This is a genomic window from Flavobacterium alvei (genome assembly GCF_002920895.1).
Classification (GTDB): domain Bacteria; phylum Bacteroidota; class Bacteroidia; order Flavobacteriales; family Flavobacteriaceae; genus Flavobacterium; species Flavobacterium alvei.
This window is the reverse complement of sequence record NZ_PQVG01000002.1, coordinates 290,018-314,377: the sequence shown is the minus strand read 5'-3', so window position 1 is coordinate 314,377 and position 24,360 is coordinate 290,018. Positions and strand designations below refer to the sequence as shown.

Annotated in this window: 23 protein-coding genes; 7 read left to right on the top strand and 16 right to left on the bottom strand. The window is 33.9% G+C overall.

Annotation, left to right across the window (positions count from 1 at the left end; genetic code table 11):
- Together C3L50_RS04375 and rlmH are read right to left on the bottom strand one after the other, a co-directional pair.
- Complete coding sequence (locus C3L50_RS04375; protein ID WP_103804924.1) at positions 1–633, bottom strand: hypothetical protein; 633 nt, start codon at positions 631–633, stop codon at positions 1–3.
- A gap of 99 nt (positions 634–732) precedes the next feature.
- On the bottom strand, positions 733–1,206 hold the full coding sequence (gene rlmH / locus C3L50_RS04370) for a 23S rRNA (pseudouridine(1915)-N(3))-methyltransferase RlmH (protein ID WP_103804923.1): 474 nt from the start codon (positions 1,204–1,206) through the stop codon (positions 733–735).
- Positions 1,207–1,494: 288 nt separating this feature from the next.
- On the opposite strand from rlmH, the gene C3L50_RS04365 reads away from it, so the two are divergent.
- On the top strand, positions 1,495–2,730 hold the full coding sequence (locus tag C3L50_RS04365; RefSeq protein ID WP_207764304.1) for an ammonium transporter: 1,236 nt from the start codon (positions 1,495–1,497) through the stop codon (positions 2,728–2,730).
- A 76-nt stretch (positions 2,731–2,806) separates the two neighbouring features.
- Here the strand turns inward: C3L50_RS04365 and C3L50_RS04360 are convergent, their stop codons facing one another.
- The 3 genes from C3L50_RS04360 to arsC all read right to left on the bottom strand — a co-directional run bounded on the left by C3L50_RS04360 (position 2,807) and on the right by arsC (position 6,015).
- Complete coding sequence (locus tag C3L50_RS04360) at positions 2,807–3,013, bottom strand: GldL-related protein (RefSeq protein WP_103804921.1); 207 nt, start codon at positions 3,011–3,013, stop codon at positions 2,807–2,809.
- Positions 3,014–3,127: 114 nt separating this feature from the next.
- The gene (locus tag C3L50_RS04355) at positions 3,128–5,575 is read right to left on the bottom strand and encodes an outer membrane beta-barrel family protein (protein WP_103804920.1); all 2,448 of its coding nucleotides are present in this window, start codon (positions 5,573–5,575) and stop codon (positions 3,128–3,130) included.
- A 98-nt stretch (positions 5,576–5,673) separates the two neighbouring features.
- A complete protein-coding gene (arsC, locus tag C3L50_RS04350) occupies positions 5,674–6,015 on the bottom strand; it encodes an arsenate reductase (glutaredoxin) (RefSeq protein WP_103804919.1) in 342 nt (113 codons plus the stop codon).
- Between the two features lie 108 nt (positions 6,016–6,123).
- On the opposite strand from arsC, the gene C3L50_RS04345 reads away from it, so the two are divergent.
- Both C3L50_RS04345 and C3L50_RS04340 read left to right on the top strand, forming a co-directional pair.
- Positions 6,124–7,047, top strand: a complete 924-nt coding sequence (locus C3L50_RS04345; RefSeq protein ID WP_103804918.1) for a CPBP family intramembrane glutamic endopeptidase — start codon at positions 6,124–6,126, stop codon at positions 7,045–7,047.
- 9 nt (positions 7,048–7,056) lie between these two features.
- Positions 7,057–8,109, top strand: a complete 1,053-nt coding sequence (locus C3L50_RS04340) for an AMP-binding protein (RefSeq protein WP_103804917.1) — start codon at positions 7,057–7,059, stop codon at positions 8,107–8,109.
- A 64-nt stretch (positions 8,110–8,173) separates the two neighbouring features.
- Here C3L50_RS04340 and C3L50_RS04335 read toward each other — a convergent pair whose 3' ends face one another.
- The 4 genes from C3L50_RS04335 to lpxD form a co-directional block, all read right to left on the bottom strand.
- Positions 8,174–8,605: a DoxX family protein gene (locus C3L50_RS04335; RefSeq protein ID WP_103804916.1), complete on the bottom strand. Its 432-nt coding sequence runs from the start codon at positions 8,603–8,605 to the stop codon at positions 8,174–8,176.
- A 138-nt stretch (positions 8,606–8,743) separates the two neighbouring features.
- Positions 8,744–9,511, bottom strand: a complete 768-nt coding sequence (locus C3L50_RS04330; protein WP_103804915.1) for an alpha/beta fold hydrolase — start codon at positions 9,509–9,511, stop codon at positions 8,744–8,746.
- Between the two features lie 2 nt (positions 9,512–9,513).
- Complete coding sequence (locus C3L50_RS04325; protein WP_103804914.1) at positions 9,514–11,142, bottom strand: acyl-CoA carboxylase subunit beta; 1,629 nt, start codon at positions 11,140–11,142, stop codon at positions 9,514–9,516.
- A 161-nt stretch (positions 11,143–11,303) separates the two neighbouring features.
- The gene (gene lpxD / locus C3L50_RS04320; protein WP_103804913.1) at positions 11,304–12,299 is read right to left on the bottom strand and encodes a UDP-3-O-(3-hydroxymyristoyl)glucosamine N-acyltransferase; all 996 of its coding nucleotides are present in this window, start codon (positions 12,297–12,299) and stop codon (positions 11,304–11,306) included.
- Positions 12,300–12,493: 194 nt separating this feature from the next.
- Between lpxD and C3L50_RS16270 the strand changes: the two genes are divergently transcribed.
- Positions 12,494–12,649 carry a hypothetical protein gene (locus tag C3L50_RS16270; RefSeq protein ID WP_165783969.1) on the top strand — a complete coding sequence of 52 codons (156 nt, stop codon included), beginning with the start codon at positions 12,494–12,496 and terminating at the stop codon, positions 12,647–12,649.
- Between the two features lie 39 nt (positions 12,650–12,688).
- Here C3L50_RS16270 and glgP read toward each other — a convergent pair whose 3' ends face one another.
- Positions 12,689–14,353 (bottom strand): alpha-glucan family phosphorylase, encoded by a 1,665-nt coding sequence (glgP, locus tag C3L50_RS04315; RefSeq protein ID WP_103804912.1) that lies wholly within the window; start codon positions 14,351–14,353, stop codon positions 12,689–12,691.
- Between the two features lie 223 nt (positions 14,354–14,576).
- Positions 14,577–15,675 (bottom strand): peptide chain release factor 2 gene (gene prfB / locus C3L50_RS04310; RefSeq protein WP_108723448.1). Its coding sequence is split into 2 segments (ribosomal slippage): positions 14,577–15,611 and positions 15,613–15,675, totalling 1,098 coding nucleotides; the frame shifts between segments, so codons are not numbered across the junction.
- Positions 15,676–15,762: 87 nt separating this feature from the next.
- Between prfB and C3L50_RS04305 the strand changes: the two genes are divergently transcribed.
- Positions 15,763–16,782 carry a threonine aldolase family protein gene (locus C3L50_RS04305; protein ID WP_103804910.1) on the top strand — a complete coding sequence of 340 codons (1,020 nt, stop codon included), beginning with the start codon at positions 15,763–15,765 and terminating at the stop codon, positions 16,780–16,782.
- A gap of 43 nt (positions 16,783–16,825) precedes the next feature.
- Here the strand turns inward: C3L50_RS04305 and C3L50_RS04300 are convergent, their stop codons facing one another.
- Positions 16,826–17,146: a YbaB/EbfC family nucleoid-associated protein gene (locus C3L50_RS04300; protein ID WP_103804909.1), complete on the bottom strand. Its 321-nt coding sequence runs from the start codon at positions 17,144–17,146 to the stop codon at positions 16,826–16,828.
- Positions 17,147–17,287: 141 nt separating this feature from the next.
- Between C3L50_RS04300 and C3L50_RS04295 the strand changes: the two genes are divergently transcribed.
- Both C3L50_RS04295 and C3L50_RS04290 read left to right on the top strand, forming a co-directional pair.
- On the top strand, positions 17,288–19,348 hold the full coding sequence (locus C3L50_RS04295; RefSeq protein WP_103804908.1) for a S9 family peptidase: 2,061 nt from the start codon (positions 17,288–17,290) through the stop codon (positions 19,346–19,348).
- A gap of 72 nt (positions 19,349–19,420) precedes the next feature.
- Positions 19,421–20,461 carry a PLP-dependent cysteine synthase family protein gene (locus tag C3L50_RS04290; RefSeq protein WP_103804907.1) on the top strand — a complete coding sequence of 347 codons (1,041 nt, stop codon included), beginning with the start codon at positions 19,421–19,423 and terminating at the stop codon, positions 20,459–20,461.
- 13 nt (positions 20,462–20,474) lie between these two features.
- Here the strand turns inward: C3L50_RS04290 and rluF are convergent, their stop codons facing one another.
- The 4 genes from rluF to C3L50_RS04270 form a co-directional block, all read right to left on the bottom strand.
- Entirely contained in the window at positions 20,475–21,296 is an 822-nt protein-coding gene (gene rluF, locus C3L50_RS04285) for a 23S rRNA pseudouridine(2604) synthase RluF (RefSeq protein WP_103804906.1), read from the bottom strand.
- Positions 21,297–21,443: 147 nt separating this feature from the next.
- The gene (locus C3L50_RS04280; protein WP_243400337.1) at positions 21,444–22,229 is read right to left on the bottom strand and encodes an alpha/beta hydrolase; all 786 of its coding nucleotides are present in this window, start codon (positions 22,227–22,229) and stop codon (positions 21,444–21,446) included.
- 166 nt (positions 22,230–22,395) lie between these two features.
- Positions 22,396–23,175 carry a zinc ribbon domain-containing protein gene (locus C3L50_RS04275; RefSeq protein ID WP_103804904.1) on the bottom strand — a complete coding sequence of 260 codons (780 nt, stop codon included), beginning with the start codon at positions 23,173–23,175 and terminating at the stop codon, positions 22,396–22,398.
- A 10-nt stretch (positions 23,176–23,185) separates the two neighbouring features.
- Complete coding sequence (locus tag C3L50_RS04270) at positions 23,186–24,280, bottom strand: Nif3-like dinuclear metal center hexameric protein (RefSeq protein WP_103804903.1); 1,095 nt, start codon at positions 24,278–24,280, stop codon at positions 23,186–23,188.
- Between the last annotated feature and the right edge of the window lie 80 nt (positions 24,281–24,360).

The window sequence follows — 24,360 nt, the reverse complement described above, 5'->3', positions numbered from 1 at the left end:
TCACTTTTCCTTCATTTCTTTCAATTTCTCTAAAACATCTTTTTTAGAGTATTCACCTTTGTACGAAATATAATTTCCGTCCTTATCTATTATTAAAAAACCACCATTTAATTTGAAAGGGAAAAATTTGTCTTTTATAAAATGGTCTTTATCTGTTTTCCAGTTAATTTTATCACCGTGGTAGTAAAACAAATCTTTTACATCTGGATTTATGATATAAAAGTGGGTAACTTTGTCAGATTTTTTAAAGGATTTTGAAATGTCCTTTGTAAAAACGTCCCAAGGCACTTGATAACCTTTAGTATGGATGCTTGGGTCATTGTCAATATAATTAATCACAATAAAATTTGTTTGAGCAAAAGATGTATTCGGATCCAGATCAACAAGATATTTTTTAATAGTTTCTAGTAAATGAAAATTTAATTTTCCAGACGTTTTAATTTCTGCTAAATATGTTTTTATTGAATTTTCGTTTTCATAAGACAAAGCATAATTGTCTTTGTTTTTTAAAGTTATAAATTTCTCTTTTGAAATTTCAGTTAGATCATAATCATAGAAGAGTTCTTTTTTGTCTTGACTGAATGAAATATTTGAGATTAGAAGAATAATTAATAGTGAAAGTTTTGATTTCATGTTTTTACAATTCAATTTTAAATACGAATCAAATATAAGAATTTAATGCTTTTGTTTTTGGTTTTAAATTAATTGTATGTTAAATATTTTAAACCAAAATCACTGATGATGATACGGTTCATTCTTCAAAATAGTAAATCCACGATACAATTGTTCGATAAAAAACAGACGCACCATTTGATGAGAGAATGTCATTAGCGAAAGCGATATTTTGCCTTGTGCTTTGGCATAAACCGTTTCCGAAAAACCATAAGGCCCTCCAATTACAAAAACCAAGGTCTTCACGCCCGAATTCATTTTCTTCTGCAATTCCTCAGAAAATCCAACGCTCGAAAAGGTTTTTCCGTTTTCGTCTAATAAAATGAGTTGGTCAGTTGGTGTTATTTTTGCCAAAATCAATTCGCCTTCCTTTTCTTTTTGCTGACTTTCCGACAAGTTTTTTACGTTCTTGATATCGGGAATTATTTCTAAATCAAACTTGATATAAAAGGACAATCGTTTTTGATATTCATCAATCAAAGCTTGCAAATTTTTATTATCGGTTTTGCCGATGGCGATGAGTTTAATATTCATAATTTATGTCATTTTGATAAAACAAAGGTATAAAATTGAGAATTAAATAATATTGAGTTGTTTTTTTAGGTTCATTTTGTGGTATTAATTTAAAACCAGAATAAATAACGGTTTTTATTTGATTGCACCCCTATTTTTTAGGGGGTTGACCAAAATAATATTGCAATTTACGGCATGATACCTATTATAATTAATTAAACATAACAAATTATATGAAATTTGTAAAATAAACATTAGTGATATTGCGAAAGGATTAGTTAATTTTGTGTCGAAATTAATAAAATAATTATGTTAGACGTAGGATTGACCACTTTTATGATTCTTGCCACTAGTTTGGTGATGCTTATGACGCCTGGACTCGCTTTTTTCTATGGTGGATTAGGATGTAATAAAAACATTTTAAGTATAATGATGCAAAGTTTTGTTTCTATGGGTATAGGAACGGTACTTTGGTTTGCTTTTGGATATTCGCTTTGTTTTAGCGGAAATATGGATTCAGGTTCTGATTTTTTTGGAATAATCGGGAATCTAGATAAAGCTTTTTATCACGGAATCACTCCTTCGACCTTGTATTCGGCGGATAAACGATTTCCAGAATATATTTTTATTGCTTATCAAATGATGTTTGCCATTATTACACCAGCATTGATTACTGGAGCATTTATCAATAGAGTATCATTCAAATCCTATGTGGTATTTCTAATTTTTTGGCAAATATTTGTTTACTATCCTTTCGTTCATATGGTTTGGGGTGGAGGATTATTGGCTGAATGGGGTGTTTTTGACTTTGCAGGAGGAATTACTGTCCATGCCACTGCAGGATTTGCCGCTTTGGCTTCGGTATATTTTGTGGGTCGCCGACAAGTTACTCACGAACCCAATAATATTCCGTTGGTTGCTATTGGTACAGCTTTGCTATGGTTTGGTTGGTACGGATTTAATGCAGGAAGTGAATTGGCAGTGAATTCGATTACTATTTCTTCATTTTTGAATACAGATACTGCGGCTTCTTTTGCTGCTGTTACTTGGTTACTTATCGAATGGAATACAGGAAAAAAGAAACCTACTTTTATTGGATTAATGACAGGGGCTGTTGCTGGGTTAGCAACGATTACTCCAGCTGCTGGATTTGTTGATATTTATTCTGCGGCGCTCATTGGAATTATTGCTGCTTTTGGTTGCTTTGCTGCGGTAAAATTCAAAGAAAAGAAAGGTTGGGATGATGCACTTGATGTTTGGGGGGTTCACGGAATGGGAGGAATTATTGGAACCATTTGTGTGGGTTTCTTTGCTAATAGTGCTATAAACGAGGCAATTCCGAACGGATTGTTTTTTGGAGGAGATGCTATGTTGTTGTTTAAAGAATGTGCAGCCATTCTATTTGCAACCAGTTATGCTTTCTTTTTTACTTTATTATTGTTTAAAATAATCAATAAATTTATTCCTGTAAGAGTTACTGAAGAAGATCAAGAATTAGGATTAGATTTGTCGCATCACGGCGAAATAGCAAGACAACAACGATAAAAATTACTTATAAATTGTAAAAGGGCTACATTCGATAATGAATGTAGCCCTTTTTATTTAGTTTTCGGATGGACAATTAACTATCCAGAAACGAATCGGTATTGTTTTTTTTCTTGAATAATTTGAGCAACATCAATATTGCGGCGACAGCTTCAAAAGTCATTCCTATGATTAGAAAGAAAGTAGTCCAATCTTTGGGTTCGTTTGTGATTTTGAATAATGCGCCTGTAATGGTAAGTACTGCGCCAATTAGGAACAGAACTAAAATTTGTGAGTTTTTCATTTTTTAGAAATTATGTTTCAAAGATATTGAAAAGAACTAGAAATTATGGTATAAAAAAATGACCTATGAAATTTTACTTCATAGGTCATTTCTTGAAATGAATAGGCTTTAAAATTATCCAGGGAATTCTCCACCGCCATCTCCACCGCCATCGTTTTTAGGCTGGGCGTTTTTATCTTTTTCTCCTTTTGCTTTGTTAAAACGGTAGGTGAATGATAAATTAATTTGTCGTTTACGGAACTGCATTTCGCCATAAGAAGTTTGGTTTTCAAGCTCAGTATAAGATCTCATTTTTCGAGTGTTGAAAATATCACTAACATTGAGAGCAATGGTAGCTTTGTCTTTCATTAGATCTTTGCTGAAAGCAGTATTCATACCAAACTGATCCAAGCTTCTTCCTTGTGCGGTTTTTTGAGCTCCATTGTAGTTAGCATTCAATTGCCAGTCAATTTTGTATGGCAAAGTTAGTTTTGAACTAACTCTTGCAGACCAATTATTAGCTTGGTTATCAAGATTTTGAACAACAAGGTTGCCTTGTGTATCTGTATAGCTGTTTTCACCAGTTGTTTTAACATTATATAAATTGAAATTACTGTTTACTTTCCATATTTTGAATGGGCTGTAATTCAATGTAAACTCAAAACCATATTTTTGTTCTCTACCTAAGTTAATTGGTCGGCTCAAAATAACAGGAATTCCGTTTACTTCATCACCTGTAGGGGATCTCACAAAGCTAAAAACATCTTTTGTGTTTTCGAAATAGGCCGAAGTATTGAAAGTTATTTTGTCCCAACGTTTGATAAATCCAAAATCGAATTTATCTGTTAAAGATGGATCTAAGTCAGGATTTCCTTGAAAAATATTAACGTTACTAGAGTAATTTACTGCCGGATTCATAAAACGTCCTCTTGGTCTAGTCAAACGTTTGCTGTAGCTTGTGGTAATGTTGCTTTGATCTGAAATTTCATAACTAACAAAGGCACTTGGGAAAAAATTGTTGTATTTTTTAGTATTGAAATCGTTGGTGTCCAATAAGTTTACTTCGATATTAGTGTCTTCCCAACGCAACCCAAACAAATAAGAGAATTTATTTTTTTTGAAACCATATTGAGTATAAAGTGCATTAATGTATTCTTTATATTCTAAAGTATTTGACAAATTTTCTATTCTTACTCCTTGATCGTCAAGAACGTAGTATTCGTTATTTAAGTCACCGAAATTTCCTTTATATCCGGCTTCAAATTGACTTCCTTCTCCCAGCGGAAGGACATAATCGGTTTGTATTTGGGCTTGTTTTTGAACTTGGTTATTTAAGGTGTTATTGTAGTTGTTAGAACCCGTAATAATGCTTTGGCTGTCATCTGTATTTCTTGAAATGGAGCCATCAACTGTAAGTTTGTGTCCTTTGTCGTTGAAGTTTTTGATTAAGTTGGAAGTAAATTCAACATTTTCACCACCACTTTCTCCTGTACCCAAACGGTAAGTTGAACCCGTAAAATTATGAGATGCATCATAGTTTTTGTAATTGATTAAATCAGTATTATTACCATTATCTTTTTGATAATTGATGGCATTTGTCCAATAGGTATTAGGAGCTACTGTCCATTCAATTCCAGCTCTTCCGTTAAAACCATCTCTTGTTCTCTCTGTGTTTCGATCTTCGTCTAGAAAGTTTTTAGTAGAACCGTCATCATTGAAATATTGGGAATTGGTTTTACCACCACCTTCATTTGTTCTGTAATTGTAACCAGCGGTAGTGAAGTAGTTTAATTTTTCTGTTTTATAATTCACATTGGCACTTATTCCATAAGTTTCTGGAATACCGGTTGAAGCAATTACAGTTCCGTTGAAACCTTGATTTTTACCTTTTTTTAGAATAATGTTGATTATTCCAGAACCCCCTTCGGCGTCATATCGAGCAGATGGATTTGTAATAACTTCCACTTTATCAATTGCATCAGCAGGAAGTTGTCTCAAAGCTTCGGCAATATTTACTGCATATGAAGGTCTTCCGTCGATTAAGATTCGGATGTTATCACTTCCTCTTAGGCTAACATTTCCTTCGGTATCAACAGAAACTGATGGAACGTTGTCAAGAACATCGCTTACAGTTCCGCCTTTTACCATCATATCTTGTCCTACGTTATAAACTTTTTTGTCCAGTTTGATTTCGACAGATGATTTTTCGGCACGAACCACAACTTCGTTCAATTGTGTGGCGTCTTCCTCTAAGGCTATTTGCCCTAAATTTGTTTTTTCTTGAAGTTTTTTCCCTTTGATTATAATGGGTTTAAAGGATATGAATTCTATTTTAATGTCATATGTTCCTGGAGTGATGTCAATGTCGAATTCTCCTTTTGGATTGGTAACTCCTCCTCCAAGTGATTTAGGAGATGTTTCATCAGTAAATGAAATTGTAGCATATTCCAATGGTTGTTTGCTTACTTTTTCGATTACTTTTCCATAAATCTTAATTTTTGGGAATGAAGGTTTTTGTTGTGAATAAATGGTTATTGAAGTTAGTATCAACAATACAAATAATGTAATTTTAAGGTTTTTCATTAAAATGAGTTTTTGGTAATTTCCAATTTAGACTTCAGAAAAGGGCATAGGTTTAAGCTCTAAATCCTAAAGGTTTGTTAAAATAAAGATAAATTGTTTTAAAGAATAGCTACAGCTTTTTCTAAAGGTCTTGCTATGAATGCTTTATCGCTATTAATAACAATAGGCCTTTCAATAAGAATGGGGTTCAAAATCATAGTTTGAATAATTTCATCATCAGACATTTTTTTAGATTTAAAATTTTCAATCCAAATTTTTTCTTTCTGACGTACTAATTCAATGGGTTTTATATCCAATTTTTTGATGATGGACTTCAATTCGTCAAAGGTTGGAACATTTTCGAGATATTTGACAATTTCAAATTCTTTGCCAGAATCTTCAAGGAAAGCAAGACATTCTCTCGATTTTCCGCAACGTGAATTATGATAAATTTGAATCATAGTATTTGTTTTTAATTTTTTTGCAAAGTAAAGTATAAAAACGGAAAATTAATTTAATTTCGGGCTGACAAAAAACAAACTAATCCTTAAATTAATAATTTTTTGTAAATGTTTATAGAACAAGCATATAAAGGAAATAATACTTGGTGGCGCGTTTTAATTACCACCCTTTTGACAGCAGGAGTATTCCTCATCAATTTTGTTGCTTATTTTATGATGTCACAAGAGGAAATGGATGCCGTTTATAAAACGATGAGCGAAGTTCCTAATAATTTGTCGCTTCTTATCAATTTGTCGCCTTTTATTTTACTGTTGCTATTGTTGTTTTTGTTGGTACGTGTTTTACACGAAAGAAGTGTGCTTTCGCTTACTACTTCTAGAAAATCAATAGATTATAAAAGAATTTTATTCTCTTTTTTATTGATTGTTTCATTAACAATAGTGATGTTTATAATCTCTTATTTGGTAGATCATTCTAACATAATTTTGAATTTTAATCCGTTGAAATTTACGATTTTGTTTGCCATTAGCCTATTGTTATTTCCTTGTCAAATAGGATTGGAAGAATATTTATTTCGAGGATATTTGATGCAACAAATAGGCATAGTTGTTAAGAATAGATGGTTTCCGTTGCTATTCACTTCCATAGTTTTTGGCCTGTTCCACAGTGCCAATCCTGAGGTTCAACAAATGGGTTATGGCGTTATGGTATTTTATATTGGTACAGGATTTTTACTCGGTATTATGACATTAATGGACGAAAGTTTGGAACTGGCTTTGGGGTTTCATCTAGGCAACAATTTGATGGCGGCTTTATTAATTACTTCAGATGTTTCAGCCATTCATACAGATGCTCTTTTTAAGTATTCGGGTGTTGAAAAACCTGTTGATATGTTAAATGAAATGATAGTTTCAATTGCAATTGTGTATCCGATAATCTTATATATCTTTGCAAAAAGATATAATTGGACGAATTGGAAAACTAAACTAACAGGTAAAATTCAAGCTCCAAAATTACAAACTACAAATTAATACAACACAATGCACAAAATAACGTATAAAAATATACACAACCGTTTTAAACTCAACGGAATACATATTAGTCGAAAAGAAATGTTTTATGTAGCCTATTCTTTCATCAAAGAAGGTAAGCCTTTTGAACAGCACATTGGAAATTTCTTATTAGACTGGTTTGATGAAAAATCGTATATCGAATTACAAACGTCTGGAACTACTGGTGTTCCTAAAATTATTAGAATCGAAAAGCAAGCCATGTTAGATTCAGCATTAGCAACAGGAGATTTCTTTGGTTTACAACCAGGAGATACTATGTTACATTGTTTGCCAACTAATTATGTAGCTGGAAAAATGATGTGGGTGCGTTCCTTTATTTTAGGATTAGATATGAAATTTGTGGAACCAACTTCAAATCCATTAGAAAAAATGGACGAATGTTTCGATTTTTGCGCAATGGTTCCCTTACAAGCCAAAAATTCTTTGGAAAAACTGAAACAAAAAAAGATTAAAAAATTAATTATTGGTGGTGTAAGAGTACATAAAGCCCTAGAGCAAGAATTAGTAAAATTGCCAATGGAAATTTATGAAACCTACGGTATGACTGAAACCATTACGCATATTGCTGCCAAAAAAATTGGTGCCGTAGCGTTTACAACCTTACCCAATGTTTCTGTTTCTGAGGATAAAAATCAATGTTTGGTGATTAAAGCCAAAAATATTAGTAAAGATCCAATTGTAACCAATGATATTGTAAAATTAATTTCGGACACTCAATTTATTTGGGAAGGTAGAATTGACAATGTTATTAATAGTGGAGGAATTAAATTATTGCCAGAACAAATAGAGGAAAAACTTTCAACTTTAATCCCAAGACGCTATTTTGTTTTTGGAAAAACAGACGAGGTTTTAGGCGAAAAAGCAATTCTTTATGTTGAAGGCGAACCATTAGAAATAGAAGAATCTGTTTTTGGTCTTTTAAACAAATACGAAATACCAAAAGAAATTATTTTTATTCCTAAGTTTCAAGAAACTGCAACGGGTAAAATTATGAGAAGAGAAAGTATTTTATCGAAGTAAATAAAGCATTATCGAATATAAAAAAGGGAGAGTTTTTCAAAAATTCTCCCTTTTTATTTGCCATTTATTCCTGCATTTTGAAATAGTAGTCAGCTGAATGTTTTCCGCTACCATAAATGATAAAAGCCACGCAAATGACAAGAGTTATCAGGGATAAAAATAAGTTTTGAGAATGCATTTCACCCATAAAATTGATAACAACTGCTCCAATTAAAATAGGTAATTGCACGATGAGCGCCCATCTGGTCAGTAATCCGAAGAAAATTAAGATACCTCTCAAAAAATGTGCCGAAGCGACATAATGAACGATTAGCATACCAGACATTCCATCATCTAATTTGTCGATAGGAGATAATAAATCTACTAGATACTGGATGTTTGTGATGAAAGTAACCCCTTTCCAGAACAAGAAAATTCCAAGTGCCATTCGAAGCAAATCTACAGGTAAATAAGTGTGCGCATTGGCCCATTTATTCAAACTTTTTACATTGTTCATAATCCATTAATTTTAAAAATTAAACACTAGGTTACTAATTTTTAATGAAATAATGTAAAAATTGGTATTAGAAGTTTCTAATATTGAATCGGCAAAATAGCTAAGAAAGTTTTTTTTTGAAATTAAAATCTATTTTATTCATTGCATTAAAAAACGCAAGACTATTTCATTAAAAAGTGTTGAATTTTCTATCAAAGCAGAATGCGAACTATTAGGCAAAATTGCCAATTGTGCATTAGGAATGGATTCATAAATTTTAAGCGTGTGTTCTCCTTTAATCATATCGTGATCGCCGGCTATAATTAAAGTCTTAGATTCTATAAGATTCAAATCCGTGAAATTCAAATTGGGATATTTTAAATCTAAATTGTTCAAATCAATGGCCAAATCATTTTCGTGATTTTTATTTTTATTTTCTAAATCAAGCACTGTTTTCTTCATATCTTCGAAATCAATAACTCCTTCGGGAAAAATATTAGCTCCTGATGTCACTAATTTATTGACTTTTTCAGGATGTTTCAATGCCAATAAAAGACCAATTATTCCTCCATCGCTCCAACCCAAAATATTCGTTTTTGGGATATTTAATTGGTCAAGAAATAAATTAATATCTTGAACTTGCAAGTCAAAAGTCAATTCAATACCTTTTTGATAGGTTGAATTTCCTCTTCCTCGGCAATCTACTAATATGACTTTAAAATGTTTTGAGAATTCTTTTACTTGATTTTCAAAGCAAGAAAAAGAACCACCGTTGCCGTGAATCATCAATAAGGGTTCGCCTTCACCATATATTTCGTAAAATAGTTTTACGCCATTAACGGCCACATATTTGCCTTTTTCATGAAGTTTTTGAGCACTAATATTTAGTGAAATAAAAGCAATTGTAATAAAGAATATTTTTTTCATCGTTAAACCTGAATCACACCAAGGTTAAATTTCTTTTCAATTGGCGAATGGTTGGCAGCTTCAATTCCCATCGAAATCCAAGTTCTCGTATCTAAAGGGTCAATAATAGCATCTGTCCAAAGTCTGGAAGCCGAATAATAAGGCGAAGTTTGCTCATCATATCTAGCTTTTATTTTATCAAATAATTCCTTTTCTTTTGCTTCATCCACGATTTCACCTTTGGATTTTAAAGAAGAAGCTTCAATTTGTGCCAATACTTTGGCGGCTTGAGTTCCTCCCATAACGGCCAATTCAGCACTTGGCCAAGCCATAATTAATCTCGGGTCATAGGCTTTTCCACACATGGCATAATTTCCTGCTCCATATGAATTTCCAACAATAATTGTGAATTTTGGCACCACCGAATTCGAAACGGCATTCACCATTTTGGCGCCGTCTTTTATGATGCCTCCTTGTTCGGATTTAGATCCTACCATAAATCCGGTAACGTCTTGCAGGAAAACCAATGGAATTTTCTTTTGGTTGCAATTGGCAATAAAACGAGTCGCTTTATCCGCAGAATCAGAATAGATAACACCGCCAAATTGCATTTCTCCTGTTTTGGTTTTTACCACTTTACGCTGATTGGCCACAATCCCCACAGCCCAACCGTCAATTCTAGCATAACCTGTGATTATGGTTTGGCCGTAGCCTTCTTTGTAGGCATCAAATTCAGAATTATCAACTAATCGCCTGATGATTTCCATCATATCGTATGGCTCATTTCGAGCTTTTGGCAAAATGCCATAAATATCTTTTTCTTCTAAAGCGGGTTTAACGGGTTTAATTCGGCTGTAACCGGCTTTGTCATAATCGCCAATTTTGTCAACTATATTTTTTATTTTGTCCAAAGCGTCTTTGTCGTCTTTGGCTTTATAATCGGTAACTCCCGAAATTTCGCAATGAGTTGTGGCTCCACCTAGAGTTTCGTTGTCAATATTTTCGCCAATGGCTGCTTTAACCAAATAACTTCCTGCCAAAAATATGCTCCCTGTTTTATCTACAATTAAAGCTTCGTCGCTCATAATCGGAAGATAAGCTCCGCCAGCCACACAACTTCCCATAACGGCTGCAATTTGGGTAATTCCCATACTGCTCATCAAGGCATTATTTCTAAAAATGCGACCAAAATGTTCTTTGTCAGGAAAAATTTCGTCTTGCAAAGGCAAATAAACCCCAGCCGAATCCACTAAATAAATAATAGGCAATCTGTTTTCCATTGCAATTTCTTGCGCTCTGAGGTTTTTCTTTGCCGTAATGGGAAACCAAGCACCCGCTTTTACGGTAGCATCATTGGCTACAACAATACATTGTTTCCCTTTGATATACCCAATTTTCACAATCACACCACCCGACGGACAACCACCGTGTTCGGCATACATTCCTTCTCCAACAAAAGCACCAATTTCAATGCTTTTTCCTTTAGCATCTAGCAAATAATCAATGCGTTCCCGTGCGGTCATTTTGCCTTCGGAATGTAGTTTTTGGATGCGTTTTTCTCCACCGCCCAGTTTTACTTTGGCCAATTTTTGACGCAAGTCAGTAAGAAGTAGTTTGTTGTGGTCTTCGTTTTTATTGAAGTTCAAATCCATAATGCAATTGTGTTTGTCTAAAAATAGCGATGGCTAAATTACGAAAACTGTTGGAACAAATTTTAGAATATTCGAGAGAAATATTTTACCGCAGATTCGCAGATTTTTTTTTTAAATAATTTTAAAATTTGCGAATTTGCGGTCAATTTTATGGTAACAATTTATTTCTTAGAATCGCTGACCATACGTTTTAGAATCGCCCATTGTTTTAAGGCATCACGAGCTTCGACAGCAGGATAACCTAACATTGTTTTTCCGGGTGGAATATCACAAGTAACACCAGAACCAGCTCCAACGATAGCGCCATCACCAATCGTGGTGTGATCTTTTATGGAGGCGCTTCCGCCAATGATAACACCATTTCCGAGGGTTACTGAACCCGCTAATCCTGAATTTCCAGCCATTATGCAAAATTTACCTAATATGCTATTGTGACCAATTTGAACTAAATTGTCAATCTTGCAGCCATCGCCTAAAACAGTAGAGCTAAATTTTCCTCTATCAACACACGAATTAGCTCCAATTTCGACACTATTTCCTATAATTACGTTTCCAATTTGTGGAATTTTTACCAAGCCTTTTTCTGGGCAAGGTCTAAATCCAAAACCATCTGCACCAATAGTTGCATTGGGATGTATAATGCAATGATCTCCTAAATGACAACGCTCCCGAATAACTGCTCCTGGCCAGATTACTGTGTTTTTGCCGACTGTACATTCGTCCAGAATAGTTACATTTGGGTAAATAGTAACATTTTCGCCAAGAACTACTTTAGGACCAATATAACTTCCAGCTCCAATTCGAGTTCCTTTTCCTATAATAGCCGTAATATCAATAATTGCTGATGGGTGAATATCTGTGTTGAATAGTGGAGTAGGTAGGGCAAAAAGAGATAAAACTTGTGACATAGCCAAATCAGCATTTTTAACTTTTATAAATGCTCTGTTTTCGCCAGGATTTATGGAAATATCTTCGTTAACTACAGCAACACACGCTTTAGAATTTTGCCAACATTTTTCGTATTTTTTGTTTCCAATAAAAGAAATTTCCGAATTACTGGCTAATTCTAATTGTTCTGGTGCGGTTATTTTTATGGAAGTATCGCCAACAATTGTGCCTTTTAAAACTTCGTTTATTTCTTGAATTGTATATGTCATTAAGGGGTCCTGATTTAGATGGATTTGTATTTACCAAATAAAACGAATTTGAACAGGAATTCCTAATTAATTATGCATAACTAAACTAATTAGGTCTTTTAATAGGTTTTATTTATAAAATGATATAATAATCATACAATTTTTTAAAATTGGTATTGCAGCCGAAGTCAACATTTATTTCAAATGACATAAAAATGGCTTCTTTCAGTTCAGGTTGTGTGGCTATTCAAGAAGAATATATGAAGATTATGGTCAATTGGCTCGACCCCAAACAAAATCCAACTATTATTATGGGAAATTTGGATGTTTTGAAAGCGGGATTTAAAAAAAAAAGACCTAACAAGTTATAAAAACTGTTAGGTCAGCATTATTCTTACTGAAACAGTAATTTACTTATACAACTTCTTGTAGTATTCATCGACCATCCTTGATGAATCAAAAAACGGAACAATTTGTTTCATACTGGTCTCTACTAAATTCCACCATTTTTTTGGAGTATCATAATATAAAGGAAGTATTTTGTTTTCGAGCATTTCATACAGATTTTCTAAATCCATTTCGTCTTGTTGATGCGTTGGTAGGGTATGATCCACAATTGGAAGTACAAAAGAATTTTGGGTTTTGTTCAAATCTTTAAACTCACGAACCCAACCATCATTGGTCGAAAAATTCAGCGCACCATTCATTGCCGCAGTCATTCCTGAGGTTCCCGAAGCTTCTCTTGTCACTCTCGGATTGTTCAACCAAACATCGGCACCTTCTTTTAACTGACGTGATAATTTCAATTCATGACCCGTTAGCACTGCCATATTTTTGATGTTTTTGCTAATATGAGTCAGATTGTCAAAGTTGTGAATAGCACCATAATCCATTGGATAGGGTTTTCCTGCAAATATAATTTGAACTGGTTTATCTGTGTTGGCCAGTAATTTTATAAAACGTTCGTAATCTCTGGTGATTAAATCGGGTCGTTTGTATTCGGCAAATCGTCTTGCCCAAATAATAGTGAAAACATTGGGGTCAAAAATCTTCCCAGTTTGATCGGCAACAACTTCAAAAAGCTTTGCTTTTAGTCTTGTTTTTCTTTTGATTAATGCGTCTCTATCTTTATTTTGAAAAGCTTCGTCAAGCCAAGGATCTACCCAATATTTTTTGTTTTGGGCATTAGTTATATGAGTAATCGGGCAAATTCCAGGATAATCTTTCCACATATCTCGCGAAACTTCACCGTGCAATTTTGAAACGCCATTGGCAATACGACTCAATCGAAGTCCAACCAAAGTATGATTGAAAGTGTCATCATAAATTCCCGTAATTTCTCTGACTTTATCTAAAGGAAGTCCGTCGAAAAAGCTCAATGATTCTAGGAAGTGAATGTTGTGTTTCTCATTTCCTGCTTCTTCAGGAGTGTGAGTGGTAATCACCATTTTTTCTCGAATGGCTTCGACACTTTTAAATTTATTGTACAAATGAAAAACACAAGAAACCGCGTGGGCTTCATTTAAATGATACACATCGGGTTCATAGTCTAAGGCGTCTAATAATTTGGCACCACCAAGACCCAAAACCATTGTTTGAGCTACTTTGGCATTGGTATCTGAATCATACAAACGGAAAGTGGTCGATTTGGCTAAATAATCATTTTCGGGTAAATCTGTCGATAGAAAAAACATTGGAACTGTACCAAAAGTCTCGGGTTTCAAATAAAAAGCCGTTACCCAAACATCGTGATTGTTGATTTTTATGGTAAATTTTATATTAGTATCCTCTAAGAAATGATAGTTTTTTTCTTGAAAAAGAACTCCCATCGAAAGGTCTTCTTGTTTGAATTGGTCGTAATATCCTTTTTTCCACAAGATTCCAATTCCAACAACATTTTGCTTCAAATCATAAGCACTTCGCATATGAGAACCAGCCAAAAAGCCTAATCCGCCAGAATAAATTTTTAAGCATTGGTCAATGGCAAATTCCATTGAAAAATACACAGCAGATTTTTTATATTTAGGATTAAAAGCGTAGGGATGTCTATATTTTTCGGGTAATATCTTGCTCATTTGTAGTCGTTTTTCAAATTAAATTTGAAACAAACTTAAGGTATTTATAGAAACAGCAGGCAATAAATTTGATTAAATCTACTCGAAAAATTGATATTTTAACACTATATAAAACTACCACGTTGTAGTAAATGGGGCTTCAAAAAACAAACCCGATAGAATTTAAAAATAGCTATCGGGTCTAAATTATTTCAACTGAACACTGAATACTGAATGCTGGACACTATTCTTCCTCTCGTTGTCCCATCATCATCAGGAACGCTTTTAGGAATTCGTCAATTTCGCCATTCATTACGCCATCGACATTGCTGGTTTCAAAACCAGTGCGGACGTCTTTGACTAATTTATAAGGTTGCATCACATAATTTCGGATTTGCGAACCCCATTCAATTTTCATTTTTCCGGCTTCAATATCCGAGCGTTGTTCTTGTTGTTTTTTCAATTCAATTTCATACAATTGCGATTTCAACATTTGCATCGCTCTTTGTCTATTATCGTGTTGCGAACGGGTTTCCGAACATTGAATTTGAATTCCCGAAGGTTTGTGAACTAATTGCACTTTCGTTTCTACCTTATTCACATTTTGTCCTCCAGCACCACTCGAACGTGCCGTTGTGATGACAATATCGGCAGGATTGATTTCAATTTCTATAGTATCATCAACCAATGGATAGACATAAACTGAAGCAAAAGAAGTGTGGCGTTTGGCATTGCTGTCAAAAGGGGAAATACGTACCAATCGATGCACTCCATTTTCACCTTTTAGGTAACCAAAAGCATAATCACCTTCAATTTCTAAAGTTACTGTTTTTATACCCGCAGCATCACCTTCTTGGTAATTCAGTTCTCGTAATTTGTAACCCGCTTTTTCGGCCCACATCATATACATTCGCATCAACATTGAAGCCCAATCACAACTTTCGGTTCCACCAGCACCAGCTGTAATTTGCAAAACAGCACTCAAACTATCGCCTTCATCCGAAAGCATATTCTTGAATTCAATCGCTTCGATATGTTTTTGAGTACCATTATACTGATCGTCCAATTCTTCTACAGAAAGTTCTCCTTCTTTGAAGAATTCGTAGGCCAATTGCAATTCATCAGTCATTTCAACTGCTTTATTGTAATCTTCAATCCATTTTTTCTTCGAACGAAGGATTTTTACATAGCTTTCGGCTTCTTTGGGATTGTTCCAAAAATCAGGAGCTAAAGTTTTTTCTTCTTCGTTGGTAATTTCGATAAGCTTGGCATCAACGTCAAAGATACCTCCTCAACGCACCAAGGCGCTCTACAATACCTTTTATTTGTTCGGTAGTTGTCATAAATTATAGTAATTTTGTGGCACAAAAATAGAAAATTTTATGTAGAGCCCTAATCCGGTAGGGCTATTTTTAAATATAAATTCAAAAATGCGAATAAATTTAATTAGTGATACTGTAACCAAACCAACTCAGGAAATGTTGCGGGCCATGTTTCGAGCAGAAGTAGGAGATGATGTTTACAAACAAGATCCAACAGTCATCGAATTGGAAGCCAGAGTTGCCGAAATGTTTGGAATGGAAGCAGGTCTTTTTTTTCCTTCAGGAACGATGGCCAATCAAACGGCAATCAAGCTACATACTCAACCCGGAGAGCAATTAATTGCTGATAAATGGGCTCACGTTTACAATTATGAAGGTGGTGGAGCTTCATTTAATAGCGGTGTTTCCTGCTGTTTATTGGACGGAAATCGCGGAATGATTACGGACGAACAAGTGGCTTGTGCAATCAATGATCCAGAATTTTATCATAGTCCGCTTACGAGTTTGGTTTGTGTAGAAAATACCACTAATAAAGGAGGTGGTGCTTGTTATGATTTTGAAGAATTCAAGAAAATCCACCAAGTTTGTGATGCCAATAATTTAAAATTTCATTTAGATGGTGCCCGAATTTGGAATGCTTTGGTTGCTACTAATGACAATCCATTGGAATACGGAAAATTATTTGATACTATATCGGTTTGTTTGTCTAAAGGTTTGGGAGCACCAATAGGTTCAGTATTAATTTCTGATAAAGCCACTATTCACAGAGCTTTGCGAATTAGGAAAATATTAGGTGGAGGAATGCGACAAGTAGGTTATTTGGCGGCAGCAGGACTTTATGCTTTGGAAAATAATATCGAAAGATTAGCAGAAGATCACCGTCGTGCCAAAGAAATAGGTGCTGTTTTAGAAAAATTGAATTGGGTTGCTAAGGTTGAACCTATAGAAACTAATATTTTAATTTTTTCGTTGCATCCGCAAATTAGCGAAGCAGTTTTATTAGAAAAATTACATCAAAAAGGAATTGGGATAAGCTCGATGGGACAAGGAAAACTCCGAATTGTCACCCATCTGGATTATCGCGAAGTGATGCATTCTTATGTATTGGAAACCTTAGGAAAATTATGAGTTATTAATTATTCAACTAATAATTAATAACTCATAATTTAAATTATTTAAACATTTCATCCATTCCTGGAATCATTGGCATATCGACTTTTGCGACAGCATCTAATTCAGCTTGGTTTACTTTTGCTGCTTTTTCGATGGCTTTGTTTAAGGTTACAATTAAATAATCTTCTAGTTGTTCTTTGTCTTCTAATAATGAATCAGCAATCGCAATCGATTTTAATTTTCCGTTTGCTGTAAAGGTTACTTTCAATGCGCCGTCATTGCTTTGTTCGTCTATCAAAACAGTATCCATACGCAGTTTTGTTTCTTCCATTTTTCGTTGGGTTTCTTTCAATTTACCCATCATTCCCATTAAATCCATTGTTATAATTTTAAAAGTTTAATGCAAAATTACTCTTTTGTAGCTTGATATTCAATTTAATTTTTTAACTAAAAATAGGCTCGTTTTATAGTGGTTTGTGTATTTTTGTGGTTAACACAATATAAATAGAAAGATTGCAATATGTCTAAAAAAATTCAACCACCAATCGCTAAAATAATCCCTAAAAAATTAGAAAAGTTCGGCGATGTACGAATTGATAATTATTATTGGTTGAATGATCGAGAAAATCCAGAAGTTATTGATTATCTTAACAAAGAGAATGCCTATTATAAAAAAATGACGGCTCATACCAAAGTATTTCAGAAGGAATTATTTGAAGAAATGAAGAGCAGAATCAAGGAAGATGATGAGTCGGTGCCGTATTTGTATAACGGTTATTATTACATCACCCGATTCGAAAAAGGAAAAAATTACCCTATTTATTCCCGAAAAAAAGAAAGCCTTTCGGCCAAAGAAGAAATTTTATTCGATTGCAATAAATTAGCCAAAGGACAATCTTATTTTCAATTAGGTGGTTTGAGTATTAGTCCCGACAATAAATTGGCTGTTTTTAGTACGGATGTTGTTGGGCGTAGAATTTATGATATTCAAATCAAAAATTTAGAAACGGGTAAAATTTTATCCGATAAAATCGAAAAAGTCTCTGGAAATGCAGTTTGGGCAAATGATAATAAGACTATTTTTTATTCCAGTCAAGACGAAGTGACTTTGCGTTCTGATAAAATTTTCAAGCATAAATTAGGAACAACTCAGGCTGATGATGTATTAGTTTATTTTGAAAAGGACGAAACGTATAATGTTGAGGTTGCTAAATCGAAGTCTAGAAAATATCTTGCGATAGAGTCGGGAAGTACATTAACTACAGAATATCAAATATTAGAAGCTGATAATCCAGATGGAAAATTTAGAGTTTTTCAAAAAAGAATTCGAGGTTTGGAATACAGTATCAATCATTATGGTGATAGTTTTTACATCATGACCAATGCAGAGAAAGCCACGAATTTTAAGTTGATGAAAACTTTAGAAACAGCAACTTCTAAAGAGAATTGGACAGAAGTTATATCGCATAGTGACAATGTTTTATTAGAAGATATTGAGATTTTTAAAGATTTTTTGGTGCTAGAAGAGCGTACTAATGGTTTGAATAAAATTAGAATTATGCCTTGGAGCGGGGAGGGAGAATACTATTTGCCTTTTGATAGTGAAACTTATACTGCTTATACTTCAACAAATGTAGATTTTGACACTGATATTTTGCGTTATTCCTATCAATCGATGACAACTCCTTCTTCTGTGATTGATTTTAACATGAGAACTAAAATCAAGGAAATCAAGAAGGAGCAACAGGTTTTAGGAGGTAAATTTGATAAAAATAATTATACCGAAGAGCGAATTTGGGCTACGGCAAAAGATGGAACGAAAGTACCAATTTCGGTAGTTTACAGAAACGGATTGGAGAAAAACGGAAAGAATCCGTTGTTGTTATATGCCTATGGTTCTTATGGACATTCGATGGATGCTACTTTTTCATCTACACGATTGTCTTTATTAGACAGAGGATTTGTTTTTGCTATAGCACACATCCGCGGAGGCGAAGATTTGGGAAGGCAATGGTATGAAGACGGTAAATTGTTAAAAAAGAAAAATACGTTTACTGATTTTATTGACTGTTCTAAATTTGTCATTGAACAAGGATATACTTCGTCTGAACATTTGTATGCCGAAGGTGGTTCGGCAGGAGGATTGCTGATGGGAGCAATTGTAAATATGGCTCCCGAATTGTATCACGGAATCATCGCTCAAGTACCTTTTGTAGATGTTATAACCACAATGTTGGACGAAAGCATCCCACTTACGACAGGAGAATATGACGAATGGGGGAATCCAAATGTTAAAAAATATTACAAGTATATGGCTTCTTATTCACCTTATGATAATGTTAAAAAACAGAAGTATCCCAATATGTATGTTTCAACAGGATTGCATGATTCTCAGGTACAGTACTGGGAACCAGCTAAATGGGTGGCTAAGTTGCGAAGTGAAAAAGCAGATGATTCTGTTTTATTTCTCGATACCAATATGGATGCAGGTCACGGAGGAGCTTCTGGAAGGTTTGAAGCGATTAAGGAATTAGCAAAAGAATATTGTTTTTTATTAGATTTAGAAAAAATTAAAAAGTAATTAGATTATTTTTGTTAAATTTGCAGGGATTTGAAGTTGAATAAAAAAGAGTCCTTGATTAACTATTTTTTTATGAAAGAAGAAATAAAAGCTTATAATAATATTTTAGAATTAATAGGCAACACACCGCTCATTAAATTAAATAAAGTTACCCAAGAATTAAAAGGAAATTTTTACGCTAAAGTAGAAGCTTTTAATCCAGGTCATTCCACCAAAGATAGAATAGCTCTATTCATTATTGAAGAAGCCGAAAGAAGAGGAATCCTTACTCCAGGAGATACAATAATAGAAACTACTTCAGGAAATACTGGTTTTAGTTTAGCAATGGTTAGTATCATCAAAGGATACAATTGTATTTTGGCTGTTACTTCCAAATCTTCTAAAGACAAAATCGATATGTTGCGTGCCTTAGGAGCAAAAGTTTATGTTTGTCCTGCACACGTTTCTGCCGATGATGAACGTTCCTATTACAATGTTGCCAAACGTTTACACGAAGAAACTAAAGGATCTGTTTATATCAATCAATACTTCAATCAGCTTAATGTTGATGCACATTACAAATCTACTGGACCTGAAATTTGGAATCAAACTAATGGTAAAATTACCCATCTTATTGCTTGTAGCGGGACAGGAGGAACCATTTCTGGGACGGCAAAATTTTTAAAAGAAAAAAATCCAAATATTAGAATTTTAGGCGTTGATGCTTTTGGTTCTGTATTAAAAAAATACCACGAAACTAGAGAATTTGATAATAGCGAAATCTACCCGTACAGAATTGAAGGCTTAGGAAAAAATTTGATTCCTTCTGCAACAGATTTTGACGTTATCGACAAGTTCATGAAAGTTACCGATGAAGAAAGTGCACATTCTACTAGAGAATTAGCCAAAACGGAAGGTTTATTCGTGGGTTATACATCTGGAGCCGTTCTTCAAGCTATAAAACAGTATGCCGAAGAAGGAGAGTTTGATGAAAATAGTAATATAATTGCAATTTTCCCAGATCACGGTTCTCGTTATATGAGTAAAGTGTTTAGTGATGACTGGATGAACGAACAAGGATTTTTTGATAGTATCAACGAAGAAGAAGCTCAAAAAATTGAATTTATAAAATAATTCTTAATTAATTCTAATAATTGCCTCTTCTCTTAAACCTTGGATCATCTCTTTTGATGAATTCGGTTCTTTTTTTAGGTATTTCTGTTTTCTCAGGTTTTGGTAAACTTGCTTCTTCGGTTTTACTCGAAGGTTCGATAAGTTGATTCAATTCCTTGATTTCTGCTTCGGTTAAATCACGATATCTTCCTACTGGAATATCCAATGAAATATTGATGATTCGAATGCGTTTCAAAGCAATAACTTCATAACCCAAATACTCACACATTCTACGGATTTGACGGTTCAAACCTTGGGTCAATATGATTTTAAAGGTCGTCGAACTGATTTTTTCTACCTTGCATTTTCGAGTAACCGTGTCCAAAATTGGAACGCCATTGCTCATTTTTTCGATAAAACGATCGGTAATAAGTTTGTTAACCGTTACGGTATATTCTTTTTCGTGATTGTTTCTGGCACGAAGAATTTTGTTGACTATATCGCCATCATCGGTCATAAAAATCAAGCCTTCACTGGCTTTGTCTAATCGTCCAATCGGGAAAATTCGGGTTGGATAATTGATGTAATCTACAATATTATTACGAACATCTAAATTGGTCGTACATTCAATTCCCACAGGTTTGTTGAAAGCCAGATAGATTGATTTGGCTCTTTTCACTCGAATTAATTTGCCGTCAATTCGCACTTCGTCGTCTGGCGCAACTTTAGTTCCTAGTTCTGGAACAACCCCATTGATAGTTACTCGACCTTCTTCAATGATTTTATCCGCTTCACGACGCGAACAAAAACCAGTTTCTCCAATGAATTTATTGAGACGTTTTAGATTTTCTTCCATAGTGCAAAAGTAAACAATTTGAGTACGTAAAAACAGTTATTACACAGAGATTCACAAAGTAAATCGCAGAGATACTCAAAGTAAAATTATTAAAACCTTAGCAAAACTTTGCGTTTTCTTAGTGAATCTCTGTGTAGAAAATAGTAGCTATTCAAACAAAAACTTATTGATTTTTTGATACAATTCATCATCGTGAAGTTTGTGTCCCAAACCTTTAGTTTCAATAAATTGAACATCTTTCCAAGATTCAGCTATTTTTTTTGCTTCTTTAAATAATACCACGGTGTCATCAATATCGTGAGCAAGAAGACCTTTTGTTTCTATTTTAGAAGCAAATTCTTTGGATGAAAATTGAGATAAATCCAGATTCAAAAAATGGGTGTATTTGTTTTCTAACGCTTTGGTTACTTTACTATTTATACTTAATAAATTGGTGAAGTTGTTTAGAATAATAGTAAAATCACTTGGAGCACCTAGAATTACCATTTTTCGAATATTGGGATTTTGGTATTTGTATTGATAGTACAAACAGGTTTGCCCTCCCATTGAATGGCCAATTATAAAATTTGGTTGGTATTTCTTGGCAACAATATCCATAAACTCGGCATATTTTGGAACGGTAAATTCTTTGCCACTAGACAATCCCTGAGCAGGACCATCGATGGCAACTATTGTGCTTCCTGATTTTGTTAAATAAGGAAGCATTTTTTTCCATCTAGAGGAATTACTTTCCCAACCGTGAATAAGCAAAATTACAGTGTCATTTCCCTTCCAAATATAGGTTTGAATTACATCTTCGTTATGAAAGATTGTTTCTGAATGAGCTCCTTGTAAGGTTTTAGGAAGTTTGTTTTGGGTGATTTTTCCTTTTCTAGGTTCACTAAAATAGCCGTGAGCCATTTGAATAGCTTTTTCTGGAAATATAAAACTCATTAGGTTGATGTAAGACCCAATTGATTTGGTTAGCAAAAAATAAAATGTTTTTTTCATAAACAAAATAATATGATTACGACCCTATTGCCTTAAAAAAATAAAGTCCGCATAGCGGACTAAATATAGTATAAAAAAAGTCCCGATTTGTATCGGGACTTAACTATTTTTAGAATTTAGCAAAAAGCTGTTCCATTTTTTCTTTCTCTTCATCGGCCAATACACTGTCAACCAAGATTCTTCCAGAATGTTCATCAGTGATGATTTTTTTTCTAGCAGCAATCTCTACTTGAGTTTGTGGCGGAATAGTGAAAAATGATCCTGCAGAAGCTCCTCTTTCGATAGAAACAACAGCCAATCCGTTGCGAACACTTGAACGAATACGATCATAAGCTGCTAGTAAACGAGGTTCGATAGAGGCTCTATATTCAAATGATTTATCGGACAAGAATGTTTCTTCTTTTGCAGTTTCAGACATAATATCGTCTAATTCTGATTTTTTATGTTTTAAGTGATTCGATTTAATCTCTAATCTCTCTTTTGATTCTGCAATAATTGCTTTTTTATGTTCGATAGAAGCTTTCATTTCTTTGATTTGCTTCTCGGCCAATTGAATTTCTAATTCTTGAAATTCTACTTCTTTGGTCAAAGAGTTGAATTCTCTATTGTTACGTACACTTTCTTGTTGCTTGGTGTATTTTTTGATTGACTCTTTGTGCTCATCAATAGCGTTTTTCTTCACTTTGATTTGCTCTTCAATAGTTTCGAGATCTTTTTTCAATTTCTCTGAACGTGTGCTTAATCCTGCAACTTCATCTTCTAAATCTTCTACTTCAAGAGGAAGTTCACCTCTCACGTTTCTAATTTCGTCAATTCTTGAGTCAATCAATTGTAAATCATAAATTGCTCTTAATTTGTCTTCAACACTCAATTCTTTTGTAGTCGCCATATTCTATTGTCTATAAGTACTTAACTGGATTTGTATTTTCTTCTGATAAAACGATTGCAAAATTAAGGATTTTTTTCCGAAGAAAATCAACAATATAATTTTTTGTATAGCGTTCGCTTTCAAAATGACCAATATCGGCTAAAATTAACTGATTTTCGGCTTCATAAAACTGATGATACTTCAAATCGGCGGTCAAAAAAGCATCGGCTCCAGCCTGAATAGCATTTTTTATAGCAAAACTTCCTGAACCGCCCAAAACGGCCACTTTTTTTATCGACTTGCCTAAAAAAGAGCTGTGTCGAATCCCATCAGCTTGCATTTTGTCTTTTACCAGATTAAGAAAAGCTATTTCATCCATTGGAGCTGGTAATTCGCCAATCATTCCTAATCCCATATTTTGATTTTTGTTCTGCAAATCATAAATTTCATAAGCCACTTCTTCATATACGTGATTTTTGAAAAGTGCTTTCAGGATTTTGTTTTCCAAATGTTTTTCGAAAGTGACTTCTATTTTTATTTCCTCATTTTCTACAAATTCAAAGCGTTCTCCAATTTCGGGATTGCTGTGTTCATTGCCCATATAAGTTCCAATTCCTTTGGAGTTGAAACTACAATTTTCGTAGTTGCCAATATTTCCTGCTCCAGCATCAAACAAGGCATTTCGGAGTTTTTCAGCATTTTCTGGAATGGTATATGTGACTAATTTTCGAATGAAATTCGACTTCGGAATTAGAATTTTAGTATTGGTTAACCCCAAAGCATCGCAGAATATTTTGTTGACGCCTTCTTGATGATTGTCCAAGGCGGTATGAACGGCATAAATAGCAATGTCATTTTTTATGGCTTTGATTATAGAGCGTTCTACATAGTTTTTGCCCGTGATTTTCTTCAAACCGGAAAACAAAATAGGATGAAAACAAACCACCAAATTGCAATTTTTTGCAATAGCTTCCTCAATTACACTTTCGAGCGCATCGTGACAAACCAAAGCTCCCGTTGCTTCCCAATTTTGATTTCCAACCAATAAACCTACATTGTCAAAGTCTTCGGCATAAGCTAATGGTGCCATTTCTTCGAGTACGGAAATTATTTCTTTGATTTTCATTGTTTTTAGGTTAAAAGTTTAAGGCTTGAAGTTTTAATTTGAAAAGTTCAAACATTAAACAAAAGAAACAAAATTTTAAT

Coding starts and splice junctions, on each gene's coding strand:
- C3L50_RS04375 (WP_103804924.1), bottom strand. CDS start 633: ATGAAATCAAAACTTTCACTATTAATTATTCTTCTAATCTCAAATATT.
- rlmH (WP_103804923.1), bottom strand. CDS start 1,206: ATGAATATTAAACTCATCGCCATCGGCAAAACCGATAATAAAAATTTG.
- C3L50_RS04365 (WP_207764304.1), top strand. CDS start 1,495: ATGTTAGACGTAGGATTGACCACTTTTATGATTCTTGCCACTAGTTTG.
- C3L50_RS04360 (WP_103804921.1), bottom strand. CDS start 3,013: ATGAAAAACTCACAAATTTTAGTTCTGTTCCTAATTGGCGCAGTACTT.
- C3L50_RS04355 (WP_103804920.1), bottom strand. CDS start 5,575: ATGAAAAACCTTAAAATTACATTATTTGTATTGTTGATACTAACTTCA.
- arsC (WP_103804919.1), bottom strand. CDS start 6,015: ATGATTCAAATTTATCATAATTCACGTTGCGGAAAATCGAGAGAATGT.
- C3L50_RS04345 (WP_103804918.1), top strand. CDS start 6,124: ATGTTTATAGAACAAGCATATAAAGGAAATAATACTTGGTGGCGCGTT.
- C3L50_RS04340 (WP_103804917.1), top strand. CDS start 7,057: ATGCACAAAATAACGTATAAAAATATACACAACCGTTTTAAACTCAAC.
- C3L50_RS04335 (WP_103804916.1), bottom strand. CDS start 8,605: ATGAACAATGTAAAAAGTTTGAATAAATGGGCCAATGCGCACACTTAT.
- C3L50_RS04330 (WP_103804915.1), bottom strand. CDS start 9,511: ATGAAAAAAATATTCTTTATTACAATTGCTTTTATTTCACTAAATATT.
- C3L50_RS04325 (WP_103804914.1), bottom strand. CDS start 11,142: ATGGATTTGAACTTCAATAAAAACGAAGACCACAACAAACTACTTCTT.
- lpxD (WP_103804913.1), bottom strand. CDS start 12,299: ATGACATATACAATTCAAGAAATAAACGAAGTTTTAAAAGGCACAATT.
- C3L50_RS16270 (WP_165783969.1), top strand. CDS start 12,494: ATGGCTTCTTTCAGTTCAGGTTGTGTGGCTATTCAAGAAGAATATATG.
- glgP (WP_103804912.1), bottom strand. CDS start 14,353: ATGAGCAAGATATTACCCGAAAAATATAGACATCCCTACGCTTTTAAT.
- C3L50_RS04305 (WP_103804910.1), top strand. CDS start 15,763: ATGCGAATAAATTTAATTAGTGATACTGTAACCAAACCAACTCAGGAA.
- C3L50_RS04300 (WP_103804909.1), bottom strand. CDS start 17,146: ATGGATTTAATGGGAATGATGGGTAAATTGAAAGAAACCCAACGAAAA.
- C3L50_RS04295 (WP_103804908.1), top strand. CDS start 17,288: ATGTCTAAAAAAATTCAACCACCAATCGCTAAAATAATCCCTAAAAAA.
- C3L50_RS04290 (WP_103804907.1), top strand. CDS start 19,421: ATGAAAGAAGAAATAAAAGCTTATAATAATATTTTAGAATTAATAGGC.
- rluF (WP_103804906.1), bottom strand. CDS start 21,296: ATGGAAGAAAATCTAAAACGTCTCAATAAATTCATTGGAGAAACTGGT.
- C3L50_RS04280 (WP_243400337.1), bottom strand. CDS start 22,229: ATGAGTTTTATATTTCCAGAAAAAGCTATTCAAATGGCTCACGGCTAT.
- C3L50_RS04275 (WP_103804904.1), bottom strand. CDS start 23,175: ATGGCGACTACAAAAGAATTGAGTGTTGAAGACAAATTAAGAGCAATT.
- C3L50_RS04270 (WP_103804903.1), bottom strand. CDS start 24,280: ATGAAAATCAAAGAAATAATTTCCGTACTCGAAGAAATGGCACCATTA.